Below are 22317 nucleotides of genomic sequence, written 5' to 3'. Positions count from 1 at the left end.
AAGAGCTTGCGCAAGGGGAATTTGAAAAATATTTTTTAATATGAAAAAGGTCGATAAAATCTACACTATGTTCAAACTCTCATTTTACTAACAGCGATATTACGATCAAGTTTTATTGTCAATAGACATGTATGTGGGAAGTTCTCCCCTTGCAACAATGTAGACTTGTGATCTACTCTTAATAGTATACACTAGAATTATTACAAAATCAGTTAATTTGTATTGCAATTTGTTGGCAAATGCTCCTCCACAAAAAAATACCGCAAACGCTTGATTCCCAGGTATTTACACAAATCCTCTTTAACTAGTATTTATCATTTCTGTTACAAAATTTAAAATAAAAATATTATTCCATGACAAATGAAATTCCAGAAGTACGATAAAAAGGGAGAACGATACTTTCCTCCCTTTGAGCTAGTAAGATGATTAGGTAGGCCGCAACATAGCGGCTGGCGTCAAATGATGAGAGGCAAAGCCTCAATCATGTACCGGTTACGACAGAAAATAAAGAAGGCCGATCTTGCCTTCTTTATTTTACATAGGTTACGACGTGAAAAGGGAGGAACGATACTTTCCTCCCTTTGAGCTAGTAAGATGATTAGGTAGACCGCAATATAGCGGCTACCGTCCAATGATTCGGTGCTTTAGCACCAATCATTGGTATCAGGTTACATCATTCCCCCCATCATGCCTGGATCCATTCCTGGTCCTGCTGGGGCTGCTGGTTCTGGTTTGTTGGCTACGACTGCTTCGGTTGTCAAAATGAGGCTAGCAACAGAAGCTGCGTTTTGAAGGGCTGAACGACTGACTTTAACAGGGTCGATGATTCCTGCATCAATCATATTTACCCATTCACCTGTCGCAGCATTGAAACCTGTTCCGACTTCTGCATGTTTCAAGCGATCAATCACAATAGATCCTTCATAACCAGCATTGTGAGCAATTTGGCGTACTGGCTCTTCCAAGGCACGAAGAACGATATTGCGTCCGGTCGCTTCATCTCCTTCCAATTCAAGGCCTGCGACTGCAGAGATAACATTGACAAGAGCTGTACCACCTCCGGCAACGATCCCTTCTTCAACAGCTGCACGAGTCGCATTGAGGGCATCTTCGATACGGAGTTTCATTTCTTTCAATTCTGTTTCTGTTGCAGCACCGACCTTGATAACTGCTACCCCGCCTGATAATTTGGCCAAGCGTTCTTGCATTTTTTCACGGTCAAACTCAGACGTAGATGTCTCAATTTGTGACTTGATGATAGCAATACGGTTGGCAATTGTTTCTGGGTTACCAGCCCCTTCTACAATAACGGTAGTGTCCTTGTCTACTGTTACCTTCGCTGCTTGACCAAGGGCTTCAATGGTTGCATCTTTCAATTCCAAACCAAGATCATCTGTAATGACTGTACCACCTGTCAAGATGGCGATATCTTCTAGCATAGCTTTACGACGATCTCCAAATCCAGGAGCTTTAACAGCTACAACATTAAAGGTACCGCGGATCTTGTTCAAGACAAGTGTTGGAAGTGCTTCCCCATCTACGTCATCTGCGATGATCAAGAGCGGACGGTTGCTTTGAAGAATGCTTTCCAACAATGGCAAGATTTCTTGGATATTTGAGATCTTCTTGTCCGTAATCAAAATGTATGGATTTTCAAGATCGGCTACCATTTTTTCATTGTCAGTAACCATGTATTGTGAGAGGTAACCACGGTCAAACTGCATTCCTTCAACCACTTCAAGCTCGGTTTCCATTCCACGAGACTCTTCAATGGTGATCACCCCATCTTTGCCAACTTTTTCCATGGCTTCAGAGATGTACTCACCGACTTTTTCAGAACGCGAAGACACGGCAGCTACTTGAGCAATGGCTTCCTTGCTGGATACTGGAATCGCAGTATTTTTCAAAGCTTCTACTGCTGTTGCAACAGCAGTCTCAATCCCACGACGGATACCGATTGGATTCGCCCCTGCTGTAACGTTCTTGATCCCTTCACGGACGATAGCTTGGGTCAAGACTGTTGCAGTTGTTGTACCGTCACCTGCGATATCATTGGTCTTAGAAGCAACTTCTGATACCAATTTGGCACCCATATTTTCGAAATGGTCTTCCAATTCGATTTCTTTGGCGATGGTCACCCCGTCATTTGTGATCAATGGAGAACCAAATGATTTTTCAAGAACCACATTGCGTCCTTTAGGGCCCAAAGTAACTTTCACTGTATCTGCTAAGACATCGACACCACGGACCATTGCAGAACGTGCATCAGATGAAAATTTAATATCTTTTGCCATTTTTTTACCTCTCTTCTCTTAGTCTACAATTGCTAGAATACTTGAAGTTCCGACAATGATGTAGTTTTCGTCCCCATCTTTAACATCAATCCCTGCATGGCTTTCCACCAAAACTTGATCTCCTGCTTTTACAGCTGGGGCGATGAGTTCACCACTAAGGGTACGCACACCTTCACCAACGGCTACTACTTCAGCTGTTTTTGTATCGGACTTGCTCGCACCAGCGAGAACAAAACCTCCAACAGTCTGTTCTTTTTCTTCTACTTTTAAGACCACGCGGTCTCCTAATGGTTTTAACATTGTCGTTCCTCCATACTTGTATTTTAGCACTCTAGTCACTCAAGTGCTAACCTATGTTTCTATTGTATCACTTGGTCAGAAATAGTCAAGAAAAAAACACCTCAAAAATAGATGAGATGTTTCTCAAATTTCAATTTAAAATTGTCAATTTTTGATTGAAATCTTCGATCACTTTTTGAAGATTGATCCGCCCGCGGTAGATACCATATCCAAAAACAATCATGCCTAAAATTCCAACCAAGGCTAGTAAAATCCCGAGGATCAAGAGTGGGAGGAAACTTTTGTGAAAGAGATAGATCAATACCACACCAATACTGGCAATGATAAAGAGTAAGCTAAACCAACGACCAAGGTTTTCAAGCATGTGACGTTGGTACTTGATTTCTGTTTCATATCCATTGACAAGTTCTTGTTTTGTAACCATGGGATTCCTCCTGATAAAAATTGAGAATGAAGTGCAAGTAAAGGAGGTCCATTCACTTCATTCTCAAAAACTCCTACTAGCAAATTCTTTTTTTACCTTAGTATTTAAGATGTGGGTCAAAGATACCAAGGGCAACACCGATCAAAGCAACTACAACGAGAAGTAACATAACTTTGTTTGGTGAAATTTTTTTCTTAGACATCAACCACCAGCAAAGAGTGATGACGGCTGCTGTCAAGAGACCTGGATAAACACCATCGATCTTTTCTTGGATGTTCAAGAAGACTTTTCCTTCAGAATTCTTGAATTGAAGGGCTGTTGTAACAGATACCCAAGTAGCTGCTACGGCACCTATAACCATACCACCGACAACGCTGATCGCTTTACGAAGAGCTTGTCCTTTTGGTCCTACAAGGAATTCAACGGCTTTATCCCCTAATTGGTAACCTTTGAAGAAGGCAAAGCGCATACCAAAGTAAACCAAGAGGTTCCATACGACGATGTAGAAGAGAGCACCAGCGATGTTCCCACCCTTAGAAAGGCCAAGGGCAATCCCTAAAAGAACGGGAATCAAGGTACCAACGACCAATGAGTCACCAATACCAGCGATTGGTCCCATCAAACCGGCACGCATCCCGTTGATGGTTTCGCCATCTACTGCATCTCCGTTTGCACGCGCTTCTTCCAAACCAGCTGTGATCCCTACAACAAGAGATCCAAGTTGTGGTTCAGTGTTGAAGAAGGCCGTATAGGTTTGCATCGCATCTTTTTGTTCTTCTTTGGTGTCATACATTTCTTCTACGATTGGAAGCATAGAAGTCAAATACCCGAAGGTTTGCATATGTTCTTGAGAGAAACAAGTCAAATGACCATAATACCAATGATGGAATGCTTTTGCTAATGTTTTCTTTGAAATTTTCTTTCTATCAGCCATTTTAAATATCCTCCTCATCATCGTCTAGGTCCACCACTCCGGCTGGAGCAGCTTTCATCGATTTGATCACTTCAAGTTCATAGTAGATTACTGCAAAGATTAATGAAACAACGGCACTAGCTACCAAGTTTAAACCGAGAGATTTAGCCAAGGTAAATCCGACAAAGAATGGAATAAAGTCAGTTGCTTCTGTAACAATTTGTTTCAACAAGATGGCAATACCGACACATGGGAGAAGAGCACCGACTGTAAAGAGGGCTTTCATCCAGTAACCATCCATAGGAAGGTATTGTTTCATCAAATCAACCATGTTTTCACCATATTTGGTGATAATCATTGTTGGAAGGAAAGAGAAGAGGAAGTGAGAGATCCAAGGGTAAACCCAGTCAACTGCGTAGAGTTTTTTGAAGTTTCCTTCTGCAACGGCTTTCCAACCAATATGTTGCCATACCAAGTTCATAGTAGCGGTACCGTAGAAAAGAACGGTACCGATGGTCCCAACGGCTGCACCGATTGGTGCTGCAGCTGCGGCGATTCCAGCTTCATCTGTGATGTGATTGGCATGCACAAATAAGATAGCAAGAGGAATTCCGATATAAGAGATAGCCCGCACATCGGCAGATACGGTACCACCAGGTGTTACCAAGGCGATATAAACGACTTGAAGGGCAACCCCAACCATAATACCAGTTGTCACATCTCCAAGAATTAAACCTGAAATCAACCCACCGATCAAGGGACGACCGAGTGTATAGTTCCCGATACTGGTACCTCCCATACCAGGCATTGAAGACAAGCTGGCGAAAATACCAAGCAAGATTGCTTGAATCCATGAAATTGTCATAACAAACGCTCCTTTTGTTTGTAAATTTATTTACCTAACAGATCAGACTGTTGGGTTTAAAAACCAAATTTTGATTTAAAATCATCCCAATACCCGATGGAAACATCTGGCAACAATTGGAATTTCACCTTGTAGCCTGCTGCTTGAATGGCTTGGAAGGCTTCTGCTTCTTCCTGAGTGATGGATTGGTTATTCCCCAATTTCACAGCACCTGGACGATCATTTGCAGGGCCTACGATGATTTCTTTGACATCACCTGGGACAAACCCTTGGTCGACCAAAATTTCCTTCATATCGATTGGATTCTTAGTGATCAAGAAGTAACGACTATCTGATTCCGTTACTTTTGCTGATTTTTCCTTAAAGGCTTCTTTTGTCCATACAAAGGTTTTCTTGTCGGATGCTCCTTTGTAAGCTTGGATCAAAACCTTGTTTGATGCTGCTGCATCGTTTACGGCAATCAAACCATCACATGGTTTTTCTTTTGCCCAGCGTGTGACTGTCTGACCGTGAATCATGCGGTCATCAATCCGTACAAATGTTACTACCATAAGGTACCTCCCTATTAAATATCGTCATCATCTTCTTCAGCACTAGTAGCTGAAACTTCAAAAGGCTGTAGTGCAGATCGTGCTTCGGATAAGATGGTAGCTGACAAATCGTCTCCATCGAGCACATCCTTCATCACAACTGCTGTCAAGGCCATGGTGAGGTTCATCCCACCAAGGATCAAGGCCCCATCAAGCTTTCCAGCTTCTTCTAGAACAGTAGCTGCAGTGGTTAATGGACTCCCCCCTACAATATCTGCCAAGACCAACACGCAATCTTCTGCTGTCAATCCTGAAATGCTCTCTCTAAAATCAACTGCGAAGTCATCAACCGATTTTCCTTCTTTGAGTCCAACTGCGATGACCTGATCCATCTTGTCACCAGCAAACATGGCCAGTGATGTTTTTAGACCTTCTGCCAGTCCACCATGACTGACTAAAACGAGGTATTTCATTTTGTTACGCCTCCTTTATTTGACTCTATTGTAGATTATTTGAAAGCGCTTTTACATTGTCAAATGTCACATTTCAAATATGACATTTAGCAATAAAAAAATGACATCTGTCACTTGACAAAATGCCATCTTATTTTTCTCCTAAACTCCCACCTGAAGACTGCTTTCCATCTCCCTCTGAATTTGAGGCAGACGATTCTCGACATCTTGATCGCGCAAGGCATTGCCGATCAAGTAGTCCAGCTTTTCTAACACCTCTTTCGAGACATTTTTAGGGCTGTTTTCAACAGCTTGCTCCATGATACGATTCAAGGTCTTATTGGTCAAGGAATCCGTCCCAAAATCATCCACCTGCAGAAGGTCTTTACTGGAGCGACTCTTGACTACCCGTGGCATGACGGAGATCCCTTGAGATTGGGCAAAAAGGGTTTGTTGAATTTCTGGATCCTCTGTCAAAACCTGCATCAACTCCCAAGCCAACTTAGAATGAGAAGTCCGAGCGGACATAGCAAAAGAAGTCGTTGTGACTAAGGTCGCCTTGGTCGTTTTTGACTTAGCAGGCATCGGGATACAGGTCCAGGTAAAGTTTGAATATTTAGAAACGTGGTAGGGATAAGGTTTATAGGTCCGATATTGGGCCAAGGTCATAGGATAAAAGGCGACTTTCCCCTGGTCAAAATCTTTGGAGCTCACCTTGTAATTTTTATTTAAATCTTCCAATTTTTGTAGGAAAGTCAAGGATTCTTTGACTTCTGGAGCCGTCAGCTTAAGCATCCCTTCTTGAAAGAGATGACCCCCATTTGCTGCTAAGGCTTCTTTCCAGGTGTATTCTGTACTTCCAAATTGGTCCAATTGGCCATCTCCATTGGTATCTTTGGTTAGTTTCTTGCAAATCGTATAGAACTCTTCAAGGGTCCAACCTTCTTTGGGAACCGCGATGCCTTCTTTATCCAAGAGATCTTTATTGACACACATCAAAATAGGATTGCTTTCATAAGGCAAGGCATAGGTTTGGCCCTGATAGACACCCGATTCAAAGGCAACGGGATAAAAGGCAGCTTGGTCTTTTCGATCCATATAGCCGTTTAACTTTTCTAGTACCCCCCGCGCCGCTAATAAGGAAAGATCTTGCTCAGAGACCATAAACACATCTGGCGTTTTTCCTGAGACAATCTTTTCAGAGAGCCAGTCTGAATAATCTGACTGCGGAATCCCGTTTTCATACTCTACACGGACATGGGGGTGGGATTTTTCAAATTTTTCAATCGCACGATCCAAGGCATGGGAACGTTGACTGGTCGGCACATCCCAACTAGAACCTGCATACACGCCAATATGAAGCACGGTCGGTTGCTGTTTCCACCAATAAAAACCAGCGCTCGCACAGAGCGCTAAAAGGAGACCAAGCCCCCAACAAAGATGCTTTCGCTTCAATTTCATTCTGTATTTCCTTTAGAAAAATCACGTCTGGTCACTCCTGTTTGGACAGACCAGATCGCTAATTGCGTTCGATCTCTTAGGTTTAATTTCGCCAAAATCGTTGATAAGTAATTGCGCACGGTTCCTTCTGATAAGAAAAGTTTGGCCGCAATTTCTTTATTGGACTCCCCATAGCCGACCTCTTGGATAATGCGCCATTCCGTCGTGCTCAAATCCTTGACATTGTCTTCATCCACAGCAATAGAGAAGTTGGATTTGGCCATTTGAGAGAAAATTTGAAAGACCTTGCTAGCGATATTCGGGTTGATCATGGCTCCTCCCTGGTATACCACCTTAATCGCTTCATAGAGCTCCTCTGTCGAGGCTCCTTTTAAAAGATAACCTGAAGCACCATACTTGAGTGCACTATAGATAAATTCATCATCGTCAAAGGTCGTTAAAATAATAATTTTGATATCCGGATAGTGTTCTTTTACTTCTTTTGTCGCCAAAACCCCATCCATGCCTGGCATCCGAATATCCATCAAGATCAGGTCAGGATGTGTCTGTGGAATGCTAGACAAGACGTGATTCCCATCTTCCACTGTGGCCACCACTTCGATATCAGGGTGGGCCGACAAAATAATTTTTAGAGATTCTCGAATCAAGGCCTGGTCATCTGCCACCATTACTTTTATCACCATTTCTATCTCCCTTCTTTATATTTCGGTAAACTAACGCGCGTGAAAAATCCATCGCGACTTTCAAATTGAAGCTGTCCTCCTAGGATGGAAATACGCTCCATCATCTGCTTGAGCCCATAGCCATAGGTTAAGGTTTCAAACCCAACCCCATTGTCCTGCAACTCGATCAGGTAATCTTCTTCATCCTCAAAAAAATGAAGGGTCATCCGGCTGGCATGACCATGGCGAACCGCATTGGTCATAGACTCCTGGATCACACGAAAAATCGTATCTTCAATCATGACGTCCATATCGACATCGACCCATTCATAGTGTAAATCAACCTGCAAGTTGGAAAGCGTCTGGTACTCGCGGATCATCTTTTCTAAAGCATCTTTGAGGGTTCGTCCCTCAAGGGCACCTGGACGGAGGCGGTTGAGAGAGCCCCTCACATCCTGGATCCCTTCACGAACCACTTCTGATACACTTTTCACCTGCTCTTTTGCCCGATTGGGATCGATATCAATCAAGACCCCAACAGCATCTAAACCTGCTGAGATCCCTGTTAGCGCGTGCCCCAAGGTATCGTGAATTTCCCGAGCAATCCGCTTACGCTCCCGATCTTCTGCAATCTTCTCAGACAAGGCCAGATAGTTGTTCAACTCCGTATTGACCTTCGAAACCATAGCCAACTCTTCTTCTACTTCGTGGTTTTCCGCAAGAACATTCATAATATAGAACAAAAGCGAAATAATAAAGAGCACCATATTCAAGGCATAGAGGGAATTCTTCAAGAAAAAGGCCAGAATCCGGATGGAGGCAGGGTAAAAATGAATATAGACATCAAGAGAAGGAATCGGAAAGAAAAGCGAAAAGACGTCTGAATTGGTCACAAGGAGCATCAAGAAACTTACTAGGATAAAAGCAAACCAATACTTGCGGTCTCGCTTGGTATTCAACTCTTTGGAACCATAGAAGATATCCGCAAAAACCAAGAGAATTAGCCCGTTATAAGCTACATTTTGGACCCACATCAAAAGCAACATCAGGAGGATCTCCAGAATGTTCCACTGATCAAACATAGACCATCGACTCGTTTGAGACCGATAACGACTCATGGAAATCAAGGCAATCCCAGCAAATAAGACCGCAGACAACCAAAAAGTCGTAGAGGGCGCAAAAGGAATACGCTCCAAACGCTCCAATAATAAGGAGGCTTGCCGTTGGGCAATGATATAGTTGGTTGCTTGAAGATAGATGATACTGTTGAGCATAACAGCGATAAAATTCACGACCATCAGAATGGCCAAACTGTACCTCACACCTCTAAATTTTCTCATTACTGCCACCCATTCACATCAAATTGATCGATGTTTTCCTTTGTCATCATTTGAACCGGAATGGTTATTTCTTTTTGGTAGCTCTTCCCAGCCGTCATATCTTGGATGACCTCCATCACGCGATCTCCCATCTTCAACGGAGACTGGGCAACGGTTCCCACGACATCATCTGTCGAGTGCAGCAAGGCTTTCATATCTGGTGAGCCATCAATCCCATAGATCGCAATAGGATGGGTGATTCCTTGCTCCTTGATCGCCGCTAAAGCTCCTATAGCCGAGCGGTCGTTTAAGGCAACCAAGGAATCTATGTCAGTCTCAGATCGCAAGAAGTCTCGAACAGCTGGCATGGCGATCTCCGTCTGCCCCTTGGTTTCTAGTTCCGATACGATCTGATAAGCTCCATGCCCTTTAATGGTATCCTTAAATCCCTGAATCCGTGTATCTGCTGAAACAGTCCCCTTATGTTCCAAGAGAAGGATCCGAGCACTAGAAGAGCGTTTCATCAACTCTTTTGCAATCAAGACCCCTGCTTGATAATTATCAGATACAATACTGGCGTCCGGTTTAAAATGCTTGAGCTGGGTATCAACTGCAATGATCTTAATTCCTTGTTTTCTAGCTTTTTTAAGAGCCCTTAGAATCGGCTGACTATCCCCTTTGACCGGATTAATCACAATCACATTTACTTTTTGGGCACAAAAATCATTGATCTGCTGGCTCTGCCTTTTTTCGTCCAATTCTGGATCTCGGACATAAACAAGAGCCCCTTTCTCATCGGCAATTCGACTTATTTCCGAATGAATACTTTTATAGAACTCATTGTTCATGGTCATATAGGTGACACCGATCTTGATCTGATCCTTGATGCTACTGGTTTGACAAGCAGCATAGATCCACAAGAGGATGCAGGCAACTGGAATCAGCAGTAGAACCCGTTTTATCAGCCATTTCAATAATTCTTTTCTTTCTTCTTTCCCCTTCAAACTCCGTTCCTTTTCTGAAAATTTTGAATATATATTACTTTATTTTACTACTTTTTCAAGAAAAGTGCTGGTTTTTATTGTACAGATGCATTTATTTGATTCATTTTTAAAAGAGTCGTTCCCGAATGAAATCCCTAGCAAGTATCAAAAAAGCTGGTCTATAAACGAACCAGCTTCCTTTTTGCTTCTAAAAGGGAAGATCTTCCTCTTCTAAGATGATATCGGCCAAATCTCCTGTTCCACCATTTTCACGCATAGCCCGCTGAGCCCGGCTCTCTAGCAACTGAAAACTTTGGCAAAGGACCTCTGTCACATACTGCATGACCCCATTTTTCTCGTAGCGGCGCGTCCGAATCTCTCCATCCAAAGAGATCAAGCTACCTTTACTGGCATAACTAGCCATGGTTTCAGCCAATTTCCCCCAGACAACGACATTGACAAAATCAGTCTCTCGCTCCCCGTTTTGGTCCTTGTAGCGCCGATTGACCGCAACGGTCACTCGGGCAACGGATTTGTCTGTGCTGGTTTTATGCAATTCTGGAGCCGCTACTAGGCGACCGATTAAAATAACTTTATTATACATCATTTACCTCCTATCTATTTATTCGAAAAAATTTTAAAAAATGGAGGTTGCAAACCAAAATCAAAAAAATCTAGGATCCAAAACATCCTAGATTCTTCTCTTTATTCGTGCCAGTGACGAGCAGGATCAAAAGGTGTCCCTGCTGCTTCTGCGTCATCCAATTCAATAATGCCTCGTTTTTGAGGAGCATTTGGCAAGTGCAATTCGCGAGGGCTGCACATCATGCCATAGCTTTTTTCACCACGAAGTGCTCCTGGGAAAATCAAGCTACCATCCGGCATCATGGCACCTGGAAGAGCGACAATGGTCTTGAGGCCCACCCGCGCATTTGGAGCTCCTGCTACGATCTGAACTGTCTTATCTGCTCCAACTGCTACTTGGCAGATATTCAAGTGGTCACTATCTGGATGGGCCACCATCTCAAGGATTTCTCCCACCACAAATTTTGGTTCTTGATCGTTGACCAATCGTTCTGTGAAGCCTTCTGCTTCCAATTCTTGATTCAAACGAGCTACTTGCTCATCTGTCAAAAAAACTTGGCCCTTGCCTTCTATGGCGAAGAAAGATGAGGCATCAAAAATATTCCAGGCAACCGTTTCTTGGTTGTCCTCACGGTAAACGCGAGCTACCTTTCCTTTTCTCTCCACCGCTAGCTTGGCTTCTCCACTATTTTTCAAGGTCAGCATCAATACATCGCCGACTTGTTCTTTGTTGTATGTTACAATCATGTTCTTCTCCTATTTTAATCCTGCTAAGAATGCTGTAATCTGGGCTTTAGTTTTCCGATCCCGATTGACAAACCGTCCGATTTCCTTATCCTTTTCCAGAACCACCAAACTAGGGATCCCATAAACATCCCAGACTTTCGCCAGATCCATATAGGCATCTCGGTCAATTAAGATAAAGATAAATTCGGGATTTTCAGCCTCAATCTCCGGCAAAAAAGGCTTGAGATAACGGCAATCCCCACACCAGTCAGCTGAAAAGACAAAGACTTTCTTGCCCTCTTGCTCTACATAAGAAGCAATTTCTTCTAGAGAACTCGGTGTGATCATAGTTTTTCCTCTTCATAGCGCAAGAGGCTATCCTCATAAACAAAGCGGTAATGGCGCTCATCTTCAAAAATAACGCCTCCTACTAAGCGCTCTTCACTAGACTCGTAGAGTTCCACATACAGAGTCGCAATCGTCCCCATGGCTTCCATTTGCTCCCGTACTTCTGCTACCAACTCTTCTTGGGTACGGAGACGCTTTTGATCTTTGGCAATTTTATAAACACCGGCCGCAAGAGCTCCTGCACTTGCTAGAGCCAGACTAGACAAAATAATTTTTTTAGCTTTCATAGTGCCTATTGTAACACAAAATAAGCAGAGGGACAATGGTCTAGGCTGGATCTCCTCCTTCAGTTTTTCGGGACCGATTTCTATAATAACGCTACCATCCTTGTAAAAAAAGTGATAAAATAGCATCAGAAAGAAGGTATCCTATGACTGATTTATTTTCGAAAATCAAAGAAGTAACTGAAATCCCTGCCATCTCAGGTCATGAAGCCCCTGTTCGGGATTATTTGCGCCAACAATTGACCCCTCATGTGGACGAAATCGTGACAGATGGTCTCGGTGGGATCTTCGGGGTAAAACACTCAACAGCAGCCGATGCTCCTCGTATCTTAGTAGCTGCCCACATGGATGAAGTTGGCTTCATGATCAGTGAAATCAAAGCTGATGGAACTTTCCGTGTTGTTCCAATCGGAGGTTGGAACCCGATGGTGGTCAGCAGCCAACGTTTCAAACTCTTTACACGCGATGGACGTGAATACCCTGCTATTTCCGGATCTGTTCCTCCACATTTGACACGTGGTACAGGTGGGCCAACCGTACCTGCTATTAGCGACATTGTCTTTGATGCAGGATTTAGCTCTAAAGCCGAAGCTGAAAGTTATGGCATCCGTCCTGGGGATACCTTGGTCCCAGATAGCTCTGCGATTCTCACTGCGAATGGTAAAAACGTCATCTCTAAAGCATGGGATAACCGCTACGGCGTCTTGATGGTCAGCGAATTAGCCAAGAGCTTTTCTGGACAAGCCTTAAACAACGAACTCTATGTAGGGGCCAACGTTCAAGAGGAAGTGGGACTTCGTGGAGCCCACACCTCAACTACTAAATTTGATCCTGAGATCTTCCTTGCTGTAGACTGTTCGCCAGCAGCCGATGTCTTTGGGGATCCGGGCGCGATCGGGGAAGGAACACTGCTTCGCTTCTACGATCCAGGTCACATCATGCTACCAAATATGAAAGACTTCTTGCTCACAACTGCTGAAGAAGCAGGCATTAAATTCCAATACTATTGTGCTAAAGGTGGTACTGATGCAGGTGCAGCACACTTGAAGAACGGTGGGGTGCCATCAACAACCATTGGTGTCTGCGCACGTTACATTCATTCTCATCAAACCCTCTATGCTATGGATGATTTCTTGCAAGCGCAAGCCTTTCTGCAAGCATTGGTTAAGAAATTGGATCGCTCTACAGTTGATCTGATCAAACAGTATTAAAAAAATCCAATCAGAAGCCTCGTAAGAGGCTTTTTTAGGAGGGAAACAAAGTCCTCTTGGAAACCTTCTACCATGAGTATCCATTGAACCCCTTGGCATCTACGCTTATCTAAGGAAAGTATCTTAGAATATTTTATCTTCCATCTGTTTTCTGATATAATATGAAAGAATGAAATAATAGTGGACTGTCGTACAAAGCCAAGTGTACGTGTGACAGACACTTCCCTTATATACAGGAGTTTTACATGAAAAAACAAGCTTTTAGTTCTGAACAGTATTTGAACTTGCAACGTGACCACATTATTGAGCGAATTAACCAATTTGATGGCAAGCTCTACCTTGAATTTGGTGGTAAGATGTTAGAGGACTTCCATGCCGCTCGTGTCCTCCCTGGATACGAACCAGACAATAAGATCAAACTACTCCAAGAATTACGCGAACAAGTGGAAATTGTCATTGCTATTAACGCTAACAACATTGAACACTCAAAAGCTCGTGGGGATCTAGGAATTTCTTATGACCAAGAAGTGCTTCGCTTGATCGACAAATTCAATGAATTAGGAATCTACGTTGGGTCCGTTGTTATCACCCAATATGCTGGACAAGCTGCCGCAGACGCCTTTCGCAAACAACTGGAGAAGAGTGACATTGCCTCTTATCTCCACTATCCGATCAAGGGCTATCCGACCGATATGGACCACATCATCTCTCCTGAAGGGATGGGGAAAAATGACTACATCAAGACCAGTCGCAATTTGGTCGTGGTGACAGCTCCTGGTCCTGGTTCTGGTAAGCTCGCAACTTGTATGTCTAATATGTACCATGACCAATTGAATGGAATCAAATCAGGTTATGCTAAGTTTGAAACCTTCCCTGTGTGGAATCTTCCTTTGCATCACCCAGTCAACTTGGCTTATGAGGCAGCGACTGCCGATCTAGACGATGTCAATATGATCGATCCCTTCCACCTCCAAACTTACGGGAAAACAACGGTCAACTACAACCGCGACATCGAAATCTTCCCTGTACTGAAGCGGATGTTGGAACGCATCCTCGGAGAATCTCCTTACGCTTCCCCAACAGATATGGGTGTCAATATGGTCGGTTTTGCCATTGTGGACAATGATGCTGCGATCGAAGCCTCTCAACAAGAAATCATCCGTCGTTATTACCAAACTATTTTGGACGTCAAAGCTGAACGCGTCGGTGAAGGGGCAGTTAAGAAGATAAAACTCTTGATGAATGATCTTGGCATTACACCAAATAATCGAAAAGTAACTGTCCTGGCCCGTCAAAAAGAAGAAGAAACAGGCGAACCAGCAATGGCGCTTGAATTACCAAACGGAGAAATGGTAACAGGGAAAACTTCTGACCTTTTTGGCCCAACGGCAGCCCTCTTGATCAATGCCATCAAGAAATTGGCTCATATTGACAAAGAAACCAAATTAATCGAGCCTGAGTATGTTCAACCGATCCAAGGCTTGAAGATCAATCATTTGGGTAGTCGAAATCCTCGCCTTCACTCGAACGAGATCCTCATTGCCCTTGCCATTACGGCCATGAGCAATGAAGATGCCAACCTTGCTATGCAAGAATTAGGCAAATTGAAAGGTAGCGAAGCCCACTCAACGGTTATGCTGACAGACGAAGATAAAAATGTCCTTCGCAAACTCGGCATCAACGTCACCATGGACCCCATCTACCAATACGATCGCTTGTATCGGAAATAAAGAAAAGCAAGGCTAGACTGTTGGTTCTAGCTCCATATACAGAAAATCCCCTGAGTTCTTGAAACAGTTAGCACTCAGGGGATTTTTCATAGTTTAGTTGGATGGAGAATTACCTCTCCTTAAAAAGATAGAGACCCACAACCAGCATGGGGACAAGGAGAAGGGGATACACTTCTTTTGGAAGTAAGTTCGTTTCCAAACTCAACCAAAGGAAAAGAATAGCCAAAATAATCGCGATCAACCATTTTACAAGATAAGATTTCATGACGCCCTCCTACTCTTCGTCTAATTAAGCTTAATATACTCCTGCTCAATTAACCTGTCAATGTAAAAAATAGTTGACCCTTGGATCAACTACCTTTTGTTTCTTTTACAGCCTCCCACAGTTGTCGGATCTGTTTTCTTTGAACAGGATCCACAAAATGAGGGGCAATTTCATTTAAAGATTCTAATACAAAGGCTCGTTCTGCCACATAGGGATGTGGCAAGATCAAGCTAGGGCTGTAACAAATCGTGTCCTTCATATAAAGCAGATCTAAATCAATTACACGCGGTCCCCACTTGATCTCACGGACACGCCCCATTTCCTGCTCGATGGCAAGTAAGGTCTCTAGTAAATCCTCTGGGGTCATCCAGGTTTCAACCTCTGCCACCTGATTCAAAAAGGCGTCTTGCTCCACTCCTCCCCAAGGTTCCGTTTCAATCCTTGTGGACGTTTGAAGAAGGTGAATGCCTCGATCCTTGATTTTTTCTAGCGCCGTCTCTAGCTGCAGTTGTTTATCTCCCATATTGGTACCAAGGCCAATAAAGGCTCGTTTTTTCTCTCGTTCGATTGTCACCGAACAAGTCTCGAGGGGCAAGGGAACAGGAGCCCAAGGTTTTTTCAACTCCAGACGAACTTTTTCTACAAAGGCATAGCTTTCGAAAATCTTTTGCACCAATTGGAAGGCAACCGTTTCAATCAGATCGATCTTTTCTGCCTGCATCCACTCGGTCAACTGTTCCGCCAAGATCCCATAATGGATCGAAGCTTCCAAATCACCTGTACGGGCAGCACGAGTCATCTCATAATCCACCCATAGGTCTAGGACAAAGCGTTGTCCCAATTCTTTTTCTGCCGGAAAAACACCATGATAGGCGTATATCTCTAAGTCCTTGATCCGTAATTGATCCACTCTCTTCACCTCTTATAGCCGGCCATTAGTGGCCCATGAGTTTATAGGCTTCATTTTTCAAGTCTTTATCTGTCGCAAGCAGTCCACGCGCAGCAGTTGTCACTGTAGCAGTCCCGGGTTTACGGACACCACGCATATTCATACACATATGCTCTGCTTCTACCCAGACAAGTGCTCCTTGTGCTCCAAGATATTCCATCAAGGCATCTGCGATTTCTACCGTCAAACGTTCCTGAATCTGTGGTTTTTTAGCATAAACTTCGACCGTACGAGCCAGTTTTGAAAGCCCAGCCACACGGCCATTTGGAATGTATGCAATGTGCACTTTTCCATAAAAGGGCAAAAAGTGATGCTCGCACATGGAATGGAAGAAAATATCCTTCTCAACCACCATATTGTTATCAATGATTTCAAATGATTTAGACAGGTGCTCTTCTGCCGTCTGTCCTAGTCCTGAAAAAATTTCTTGGTACATCTTTGCAATGCGGGACGGGGTTTCTTGAAGCCCTTCACGGTTCTCATCTTCACCGACTGCCTCGATGATCATTTTTACTGCTTCTTCAATTTTCTTTGTATCCATATCATCTCCTAGTTGGATTTTTCTGTTTTTAATAAATAAGGTCGAACTTGGCTGAGAAAGTAGAGCGATCCTGTTACAACAAGGAGCTCATCTCCTTCAGCTTGCCAATTTTGTATAAACTCTTGCCAGTTAACATCTTTCAGCTGGTGCTTTCTAGCAACAGTTGCCATCTCTTCCTGAGAATAAGCTCTTGGATCTTCAAAAGTCGTGAGGATCAAGCGACTATTTTCAAGGTCCTGCCATTGAAGCAACATCTCTTCTAAGGCTTTGGTTCGGATGCAGGTAAAAAGGATGGTCTTTTTTTGTCTTGGAAAGAGATCCTGAAGACTTGCAATCAAAGGTGCAACGGCGTGGGGGTTATGGGCCCCATCTAGCAAGATCAGAGGATTTTGACAGATCATCTCCAGACGACCAGGCCAGATGACTTGATGCAAGGCCTCATCCACTAACTCTCTTGACAAGAGTTCACGCCCTTCTCTTTCAAAAAGTACATCACAGATACTGATAGCAAGAGCTGCATTTCTAGCCTGGTGATAACCTAAGAGCGCCACTTGATAGGAGGCCTTTTCTCTTTTTAAACTGTGATAAGAAAAGGATTGGCCCGATAGACAAGAGGCTTCTAGTTCAACCTGATAATCTCTGCCATAGGTAAACATTGGAGCCTGCTGACTATTCGCAATGTCTTCTATGACTTGGCTAGCTTCTGCTTCTAATTTCCCTAGAACCAGAGGGATTTTTGGCTTAATGATACCAGCCTTTTCACGGGCAATAGAAGCCAAATCTGGCCCAAGAAGAGCAACATGGTCCAAGCCTATCGATGTGATCGCAGTCAGAACGGGCTGGCAGACGTTGGTACTGTCTAGTCGTCCCCCCATACCGACTTCCATAATCACATAATCCAGCTCCTCATGAGCAAAATAATCATAGGCGGTCGCCGTCATCACTTCAAATTCCGTCAAACCTTGAAAGATGTCTCTTGATTCTTCAGCTTCCAAGAGCTGTTGGTAGCTATCCAGGTAGGTTTGCAGGTCTTGATCGGAGATGGCTTCGCTATTAATGGTCATTTGGTCATTGTAATGGATCAGATAAGGAGAGGTAAAGACTCCAACACGTAAACCTGCCTGTCTCAAGAGTTGGGATAAAATGGCAATGGTAGACCCTTTGCCATTGGTCCCCGCAACATGAATGACCCGACAGTCTAGGTGAGGATTCCCTCTCAAAGCCAAGAGAGCTTCCATGCGCTCCAAACCGAAATGTGGATCTTGGGACCGATAGGCTTCTAGCCAACGAAGATCCAACTGATGTTCTTTTGTCTTCATTTACTTGTATTGTTTTAAATTCGTATCTGCTGCCTCTTGGGCTTGGAAAATAGCTTGGCCCAGACTAGCTGCCATCTTGTGAAGGGGAATATCATGCACCCGCACCACTTCAACCCCTTGGCTAGCTGCAATGCTCGTCAAATGGCTCGAAGCCAAGTCCCGGTTCCAAAAACCAGTCTCAGTAGTAGGATCTGTCTCAAATCCAGCTTCCTCAATAATATTGACCACAAAGCGTTTCCGAGAGACTCCAAGAAAGATTGGATAGCCCTTTTGGTGAATCGTCTCTAGCTCTTGCAATAAGAGTAAGTTCTCGCGCTTGGTCAAACCAAAACCAATCCCAGGATCCAGCAGGATATGATCCTTCTGGATACCAGCTTCTTTTGCTACCGCAAGCGAACGTTCTAAGAAGGTCCACATCAAGTCTTGAATAGGTTCTTGAGCCATCTCTTGAAGCTCTTGCTCTGAAAAAGCCGGTTCAAATCCAAAACTTGGAAAAATAGTGGAACTTGGATGACTCGGTCTAGCCATGACGGGATTAAACATGAGAATCGCGCTAGCTTCATGCTGAGCAACCACAGTGGCCATCTTAGGATCTCCAAGAAGACCAGTAATATCATTGACAATATCGGCTCCAGCTTCCAGCGCTGCGGCTGCCACTTGGGACTTCCAGGTATCCACTGAGATCAAGACATCACTTTCTTTCCGAATGGCTTCAATCACCGGAACCACACGGTCAATCTCTTCTTGAATCTCCACATAATGACTACCTGGTCTGGTTGATTCCCCTCCGATATCCAAGATCTGAGCCCCTTCTTGGATCAGTTTTCTAGCCTGCTGCAAGGCTGTATCTATACTTGTATACTTGCCGCCATCAGAAAATGAATCAGGAGTGACATTTAAGATGCCACAAAGAAGCGTCCCTTGGGCACTCAGCCATTTCCTATCTACTCTTCTCCCCATTTTCAACTCCTTTTCCTTGAACTAGAGAGCAACGAGATGAGAAAGAGGCTAGAACAAGAGTTCAAACCTCCGAGTTAGCTCTCCTGATGGACTGTATCAGCTTTCTAGTTGCCCTTAGCCTATCGACTTTGGGTGTGCATTAAAACTCATTGGTACCTACCATTTTATCATAATTTATCCGGGAAGAAAACTCTCGATACCGGCAATAAACAGAGGAGTAAGACAGCCGGAGAATAATAAGCCAACGCATTCAAGGTCATATGGAGACAGATGCTGTACTCGATCCGCTTGTAGCGATAAGCCACCCAAGTTATGATCAAGGACATTCCTCCATAAGCTACCCATTCTCCTAAGGTGCTAGGCCCATGCAAGAAGGTGAAAAAGAGGGCTCCAGCTAAGTAACCGATCGGTTCTGCCCCTCGAAAAATCAAGCGGGGGATGATGGCTCGACAGAGCAACTCTTCTAGAATCGGGGCAACAAGGATCACGACCATCCCCATGGCAAGAAAAGGAGCATGGGCTTGAAGTTCCATCAGAGCCATTTGATTTTTCGTCGTATCACTCCCCTCTTGTTGCAATAGGGGATAGGCTAGCATGTTATTGGCTATCAACAAGAGGAAAAAAAGGAAATTTCTTCCCAAAGCTGGCCAGGTAATCACACGAACATCTAGGTTCTCTAGAGGACTCTTTTTAATGACCACATAAAAAACAAAGAGTATTACAACTGTAGCCAACACAGTGAGAATGGTGACTATCCTTGCATCAAGCCCATTCCGTATGGAAAAGAGCATGGAAACAAGTGGCAATTGCGAAAGGAAAAACAGGGGTACAAAAAGAAGGAGCCAGAGGGCATTCCTCCATAATTGGTGCTCTCGAACAAAAGACTGTATTTTTTTCAATCAAGAACCTCTTTCTAGCATAAAATAAGAAGGTTGGGACTTTCGCCTCCAACCTATCTCATTTCAGTCTACTTATTTTTGAAACGTTCAACATCACGTGCAATGACCAACTCTTCATCTGTTGGTACTACCAAGACTTTCACACTCGAATCAGCTGTGGAAATATCTCCTACAGCTCCAAAGACGTTCTTTTCAGGATCGACCTTACAACCAAACCAGCTGAGACCATTGATGATCGCAGAGCGAACATTCGCTGCATTTTCACCAATTCCAGCTGTGAAGATAATAGCGTCTGCACCATTCAAGACAGCAAAGTACTGACCAATGTATTTTTTCAAACGATCTACAAAAATGTCAAAAGCTAACTGAGCCTTTTCATCGCCATTGTGCATCGCTGTATGGATATCGCGCATATCGCTAGAAGTTTCTGAAACACCAAGAAGACCTGACTCACGGTTGAGGATCCGACTGATATCTTCAGGCGTATTGAAATCCTCTGTGTGTTCCATTAAGTAGGCAATGATTGCTGGATCAATATCTCCTGTTCGAGTTCCCATCATCACTCCACCTAGAGGGGTGAAGCCCATTGAGGTATCGACAGAGATTCCTTTATCAACTGCAGTGACAGATACACCATTTCCGACATGGCAGGTGATCAATTTCAACTCTTCCAATGGTTTCCCAAGAACTTTAGCCGCCTCACCAGCTACGTACTGATGGCTTGTTCCATGGGCACCGTATTTCCGAACCTTGTTTTCTGTGTAATATTTAGTTGGAAGAGGGTAACGATAAGCTTTTTCTGGCATGGTTGTATGGAAAGAAGTATCAAATACCACAACACTGGTAATATCTGGACAGATCTCTCTGAAGGCACGAATGCCAGCCGCATTTGCAGGATTATGAAGTGGAGCTAGCAAAGATAACTCTTCCACTTTTTGAAGAACTTCATCATCTACCAAGGCAGAATCCTTGAAATATTCTCCACCAGCAACGACGCGGTGACCCACCCCTGTAATCTCATCGTAGGATTTGATAATATCAAAGCGAATCAAATCATCCAACAAAATTTTTACAGCTTGTGTATGGTCGTGGATATCTAATACTTGTTTTTCTGAACGTCCATCAAATTTAACAGTTGAAATAGAATCTTTCAAACCAATCCGTTCAATCAATCCTTTTGCAAGAACTGTTTCTTCTGGCATTTGGTACAATTGCCATTTCAAACTAGAGCTTCCTGCATTAATAGAAATTGTTTTCGACATATATTCACCTCATTAAGCGTTTTCACTTTTTCTATTATATCAGATCTTTGATCAAATTTCACTATCCATTAACCAGTTTTGGAAACTTTCCATAAAGTGGACCACTTGATCTTGATCCTGTAGATTCGTGAAAGGATAAACAAAAGGTTGAACAGACTCTTCTTCTTGTTTTCGTAGGACGAAAACCGTCTTCGCATAGGCTGGGTTTGAAAAGAGGGATTCCGGCAAGGTTAGCATGGCCAGGATCTGAGCCTTGTCTTTCAACCAAGCTTTTAAAAGATCGCTCTGAGGACTCGTCAAGAGGTTATTGGGAGCTAAAAAGATGGCTACCCCTTGAGGTTTCAAGTATTTCAATGCTTGTTCCATCATGAGATGATGGGCATAGGTATGTTCTTCTGCACTGGCTACCTGATAGCGCTGGGCAATGGCATCATCTGGATAATAGCCAATTGGTAAGTCGCTGACGATCAAGTCACTTTCTTTCAAAACTTGTGGACGAACGGCATCTCCTTGCGCAAAAACCACACTAGACTCCATTACATCAGCGATACTAGCAGATAGATCAATCAAGAGGTCATCCAACTCCAATCCTAAGTAATTGATCTTGAGGCGACTATTGTTGACAATGGTCTCAGCGAGATTCCCTGTTCCACTTCCCACTTCTAAAATGTCCAGTTCTTCTTTTGAGGACAGCTGATCGATCAAAAAGGTAATGATAAAACCAATCGCATCTGGGGTGAACTGGTGATTCGCTTGCAAAGGCTCTGTTTGAGCAGCTTTCATAAAAAGGAATTGGTAGGCTCTACGCCATTCTTCCTTACTTAAACCTAGCTCTTTTAATTTTTGGCTATTGTTTTTGACAATGTCTAGATCTGTCTTGCCCTCTAAATACATGGCATTTTGTTCAATCAAGGCGTCATAAAAGTTGGTCGACAATTCATTTTGAATACTTTGAGTGTTTTCCAATAGATAGGTATAGGCTTGTTCAATTTTTTCGAAATTCATGATTTCCTCCGCACCCTATCATACCAAAAA

The 22317-nt window shown here is 43.5% G+C and carries 25 protein-coding genes; 2 read left to right on the top strand and 23 right to left on the bottom strand.

Translation table 11 applies throughout. From position 1 onward, the window contains the following. Window positions 1-668 precede the first annotated feature (668 nt). The 15 genes from groL to QM968_RS07650 all read right to left on the bottom strand — a co-directional run bounded on the left by groL (window position 669) and on the right by QM968_RS07650 (window position 12149). On the bottom strand, window positions 669-2294 hold the full coding sequence (gene groL / locus QM968_RS07720; RefSeq protein ID WP_414383349.1) for a chaperonin GroEL: 1626 nt from the start codon (window positions 2292-2294) through the stop codon (window positions 669-671). Window positions 2295-2312: 18 nt separating this feature from the next. Beyond that, complete coding sequence (gene groES, locus QM968_RS07715) at window positions 2313-2594, bottom strand: co-chaperone GroES (protein WP_414326317.1); 282 nt, start codon at window positions 2592-2594, stop codon at window positions 2313-2315. Between the two features lie 130 nt (window positions 2595-2724). Further along, on the bottom strand, window positions 2725-3018 hold the full coding sequence (locus tag QM968_RS07710) for a DUF202 domain-containing protein (protein WP_414326319.1): 294 nt from the start codon (window positions 3016-3018) through the stop codon (window positions 2725-2727). Between the two features lie 97 nt (window positions 3019-3115). After that, entirely contained in the window at window positions 3116-3970 is an 855-nt protein-coding gene (locus QM968_RS07705; RefSeq protein WP_195423977.1) for a PTS system mannose/fructose/sorbose family transporter subunit IID, read from the bottom strand. After that, window positions 3954-4796: a PTS mannose/fructose/sorbose/N-acetylgalactosamine transporter subunit IIC gene (locus tag QM968_RS07700; protein WP_009732092.1), complete on the bottom strand. Its 843-nt coding sequence runs from the start codon at window positions 4794-4796 to the stop codon at window positions 3954-3956. Before QM968_RS07700 ends, QM968_RS07705 begins: the two co-directional genes overlap by 17 nt. Before the next feature lie 56 nt (window positions 4797-4852). Next, on the bottom strand, window positions 4853-5347 hold the full coding sequence (locus QM968_RS07695; protein ID WP_000261775.1) for a PTS system mannose/fructose/N-acetylgalactosamine-transporter subunit IIB: 495 nt from the start codon (window positions 5345-5347) through the stop codon (window positions 4853-4855). 14 nt (window positions 5348-5361) lie between these two features. Then, the gene (locus QM968_RS07690) at window positions 5362-5799 is read right to left on the bottom strand and encodes a PTS sugar transporter subunit IIA (RefSeq protein ID WP_009732091.1); all 438 of its coding nucleotides are present in this window, start codon (window positions 5797-5799) and stop codon (window positions 5362-5364) included. Between the two features lie 141 nt (window positions 5800-5940). Continuing rightward, window positions 5941-7239: an ABC transporter substrate-binding protein gene (locus QM968_RS07685; RefSeq protein ID WP_414383346.1), complete on the bottom strand. Its 1299-nt coding sequence runs from the start codon at window positions 7237-7239 to the stop codon at window positions 5941-5943. Next, complete coding sequence (locus tag QM968_RS07680) at window positions 7236-7919, bottom strand: response regulator transcription factor (RefSeq protein ID WP_037614177.1); 684 nt, start codon at window positions 7917-7919, stop codon at window positions 7236-7238. The genes QM968_RS07685 and QM968_RS07680 overlap by 4 nt, the downstream gene beginning before the upstream one ends. A 5-nt stretch (window positions 7920-7924) precedes the next feature. Next, window positions 7925-9241, bottom strand: a complete 1317-nt coding sequence (locus tag QM968_RS07675) for a sensor histidine kinase (protein WP_037614137.1) — start codon at window positions 9239-9241, stop codon at window positions 7925-7927. Continuing rightward, the gene (locus tag QM968_RS07670; RefSeq protein WP_414383344.1) at window positions 9241-10224 is read right to left on the bottom strand and encodes a substrate-binding domain-containing protein; all 984 of its coding nucleotides are present in this window, start codon (window positions 10222-10224) and stop codon (window positions 9241-9243) included. Before QM968_RS07670 ends, QM968_RS07675 begins: the two co-directional genes overlap by 1 nt. Before the next feature lie 187 nt (window positions 10225-10411). Then, window positions 10412-10807: a single-stranded DNA-binding protein gene (locus QM968_RS07665; RefSeq protein ID WP_003004675.1), complete on the bottom strand. Its 396-nt coding sequence runs from the start codon at window positions 10805-10807 to the stop codon at window positions 10412-10414. Between the two features lie 101 nt (window positions 10808-10908). Next, entirely contained in the window at window positions 10909-11535 is a 627-nt protein-coding gene (ytpR, locus tag QM968_RS07660; protein ID WP_414383342.1) for a YtpR family tRNA-binding protein, read from the bottom strand. 9 nt (window positions 11536-11544) lie between these two features. Continuing rightward, a complete protein-coding gene (locus tag QM968_RS07655; RefSeq protein WP_009732086.1) occupies window positions 11545-11862 on the bottom strand; it encodes a thioredoxin family protein in 318 nt (105 codons plus the stop codon). Continuing rightward, the gene (locus tag QM968_RS07650) at window positions 11859-12149 is read right to left on the bottom strand and encodes a DUF4651 domain-containing protein (protein ID WP_037614134.1); all 291 of its coding nucleotides are present in this window, start codon (window positions 12147-12149) and stop codon (window positions 11859-11861) included. The genes QM968_RS07655 and QM968_RS07650 overlap by 4 nt, the downstream gene beginning before the upstream one ends. A gap of 143 nt (window positions 12150-12292) precedes the next feature. Between QM968_RS07650 and pepA the strand changes: the two genes are divergently transcribed. After that, window positions 12293-13357, top strand: a complete 1065-nt coding sequence (gene pepA / locus QM968_RS07645; protein WP_414383340.1) for a glutamyl aminopeptidase — start codon at window positions 12293-12295, stop codon at window positions 13355-13357. A gap of 245 nt (window positions 13358-13602) precedes the next feature. Next, on the top strand, window positions 13603-15087 hold the full coding sequence (locus tag QM968_RS07640) for a DUF1846 domain-containing protein (RefSeq protein WP_414383338.1): 1485 nt from the start codon (window positions 13603-13605) through the stop codon (window positions 15085-15087). A gap of 109 nt (window positions 15088-15196) precedes the next feature. Here QM968_RS07640 and QM968_RS07635 read toward each other — a convergent pair whose 3' ends face one another. From QM968_RS07635 to QM968_RS07600, 8 genes are all read right to left on the bottom strand, one after another. Then, the gene (locus tag QM968_RS07635) at window positions 15197-15352 is read right to left on the bottom strand and encodes a hypothetical protein (RefSeq protein WP_414326330.1); all 156 of its coding nucleotides are present in this window, start codon (window positions 15350-15352) and stop codon (window positions 15197-15199) included. 85 nt (window positions 15353-15437) lie between these two features. After that, window positions 15438-16262 (bottom strand): 2-amino-4-hydroxy-6-hydroxymethyldihydropteridine diphosphokinase, encoded by an 825-nt coding sequence (gene folK, locus QM968_RS07630; RefSeq protein WP_009732081.1) that lies wholly within the window; start codon window positions 16260-16262, stop codon window positions 15438-15440. Between the two features lie 25 nt (window positions 16263-16287). Then, complete coding sequence (gene folE / locus QM968_RS07625; protein ID WP_031572633.1) at window positions 16288-16842, bottom strand: GTP cyclohydrolase I FolE; 555 nt, start codon at window positions 16840-16842, stop codon at window positions 16288-16290. Between the two features lie 8 nt (window positions 16843-16850). Beyond that, a complete protein-coding gene (locus QM968_RS07620) occupies window positions 16851-18161 on the bottom strand; it encodes a bifunctional folylpolyglutamate synthase/dihydrofolate synthase (RefSeq protein ID WP_414383336.1) in 1311 nt (436 codons plus the stop codon). Beyond that, the gene (gene folP / locus QM968_RS07615; RefSeq protein ID WP_009732078.1) at window positions 18162-19121 is read right to left on the bottom strand and encodes a dihydropteroate synthase; all 960 of its coding nucleotides are present in this window, start codon (window positions 19119-19121) and stop codon (window positions 18162-18164) included. Window positions 19122-19288: 167 nt separating this feature from the next. After that, a complete protein-coding gene (locus QM968_RS07610; RefSeq protein WP_009732077.1) occupies window positions 19289-20020 on the bottom strand; it encodes a CPBP family intramembrane glutamic endopeptidase in 732 nt (243 codons plus the stop codon). A gap of 68 nt (window positions 20021-20088) precedes the next feature. Next, a complete protein-coding gene (locus QM968_RS07605) occupies window positions 20089-21282 on the bottom strand; it encodes an acetate kinase (RefSeq protein WP_009732076.1) in 1194 nt (397 codons plus the stop codon). Window positions 21283-21333: 51 nt separating this feature from the next. After that, window positions 21334-22287: a class I SAM-dependent methyltransferase gene (locus QM968_RS07600; protein ID WP_414383334.1), complete on the bottom strand. Its 954-nt coding sequence runs from the start codon at window positions 22285-22287 to the stop codon at window positions 21334-21336. Window positions 22288-22317: the final 30 nt, after the last annotated feature.

This window comes from Streptococcus sp. OMI870 (assembly GCF_047460295.1).
In the GTDB taxonomy this organism is placed as follows: Bacteria; Bacillota; Bacilli; order Lactobacillales; family Streptococcaceae; genus Streptococcus.
The sequence above is the reverse complement of the archived record's forward strand: the minus strand, read 5'-3'. Positions and strand labels throughout refer to the sequence as shown.

Excerpts from the sequence above, each read along its gene's own strand:
- groL (WP_414383349.1), bottom strand. The coding sequence starts at position 2,294 with ATGGCAAAAGATATTAAATTTTCATCTGATGCACGTTCTGCAATGGTC.
- QM968_RS07690 (WP_009732091.1), bottom strand. The coding sequence starts at position 5,799 with ATGAAATACCTCGTTTTAGTCAGTCATGGTGGACTGGCAGAAGGTCTA.
- QM968_RS07655 (WP_009732086.1), bottom strand. The coding sequence starts at position 11,862 with ATGATCACACCGAGTTCTCTAGAAGAAATTGCTTCTTATGTAGAGCAA.
- QM968_RS07605 (WP_009732076.1), bottom strand. The coding sequence starts at position 21,282 with ATGTCGAAAACAATTTCTATTAATGCAGGAAGCTCTAGTTTGAAATGG.
- folE (WP_031572633.1), bottom strand. The coding sequence starts at position 16,842 with ATGGATACAAAGAAAATTGAAGAAGCAGTAAAAATGATCATCGAGGCA.
- QM968_RS07620 (WP_414383336.1), bottom strand. The coding sequence starts at position 18,161 with ATGAAGACAAAAGAACATCAGTTGGATCTTCGTTGGCTAGAAGCCTAT.
- QM968_RS07650 (WP_037614134.1), bottom strand. The coding sequence starts at position 12,149 with ATGAAAGCTAAAAAAATTATTTTGTCTAGTCTGGCTCTAGCAAGTGCA.
- QM968_RS07710 (WP_414326319.1), bottom strand. The coding sequence starts at position 3,018 with ATGGTTACAAAACAAGAACTTGTCAATGGATATGAAACAGAAATCAAG.
- QM968_RS07685 (WP_414383346.1), bottom strand. The coding sequence starts at position 7,239 with ATGAAATTGAAGCGAAAGCATCTTTGTTGGGGGCTTGGTCTCCTTTTA.
- QM968_RS07695 (WP_000261775.1), bottom strand. The coding sequence starts at position 5,347 with ATGGTAGTAACATTTGTACGGATTGATGACCGCATGATTCACGGTCAG.
- ytpR (WP_414383342.1), bottom strand. The coding sequence starts at position 11,535 with ATGATTGTAACATACAACAAAGAACAAGTCGGCGATGTATTGATGCTG.
- QM968_RS07640 (WP_414383338.1), top strand. The coding sequence starts at position 13,603 with ATGAAAAAACAAGCTTTTAGTTCTGAACAGTATTTGAACTTGCAACGT.
- QM968_RS07665 (WP_003004675.1), bottom strand. The coding sequence starts at position 10,807 with ATGTATAATAAAGTTATTTTAATCGGTCGCCTAGTAGCGGCTCCAGAA.
- folP (WP_009732078.1), bottom strand. The coding sequence starts at position 19,121 with ATGGGGAGAAGAGTAGATAGGAAATGGCTGAGTGCCCAAGGGACGCTT.
- QM968_RS07600 (WP_414383334.1), bottom strand. The coding sequence starts at position 22,287 with ATGAATTTCGAAAAAATTGAACAAGCCTATACCTATCTATTGGAAAAC.
- QM968_RS07700 (WP_009732092.1), bottom strand. The coding sequence starts at position 4,796 with ATGACAATTTCATGGATTCAAGCAATCTTGCTTGGTATTTTCGCCAGC.
- groES (WP_414326317.1), bottom strand. The coding sequence starts at position 2,594 with ATGTTAAAACCATTAGGAGACCGCGTGGTCTTAAAAGTAGAAGAAAAA.
- QM968_RS07635 (WP_414326330.1), bottom strand. The coding sequence starts at position 15,352 with ATGAAATCTTATCTTGTAAAATGGTTGATCGCGATTATTTTGGCTATT.
- pepA (WP_414383340.1), top strand. The coding sequence starts at position 12,293 with ATGACTGATTTATTTTCGAAAATCAAAGAAGTAACTGAAATCCCTGCC.
- QM968_RS07675 (WP_037614137.1), bottom strand. The coding sequence starts at position 9,241 with ATGAGAAAATTTAGAGGTGTGAGGTACAGTTTGGCCATTCTGATGGTC.
- QM968_RS07705 (WP_195423977.1), bottom strand. The coding sequence starts at position 3,970 with ATGAGGAGGATATTTAAAATGGCTGATAGAAAGAAAATTTCAAAGAAA.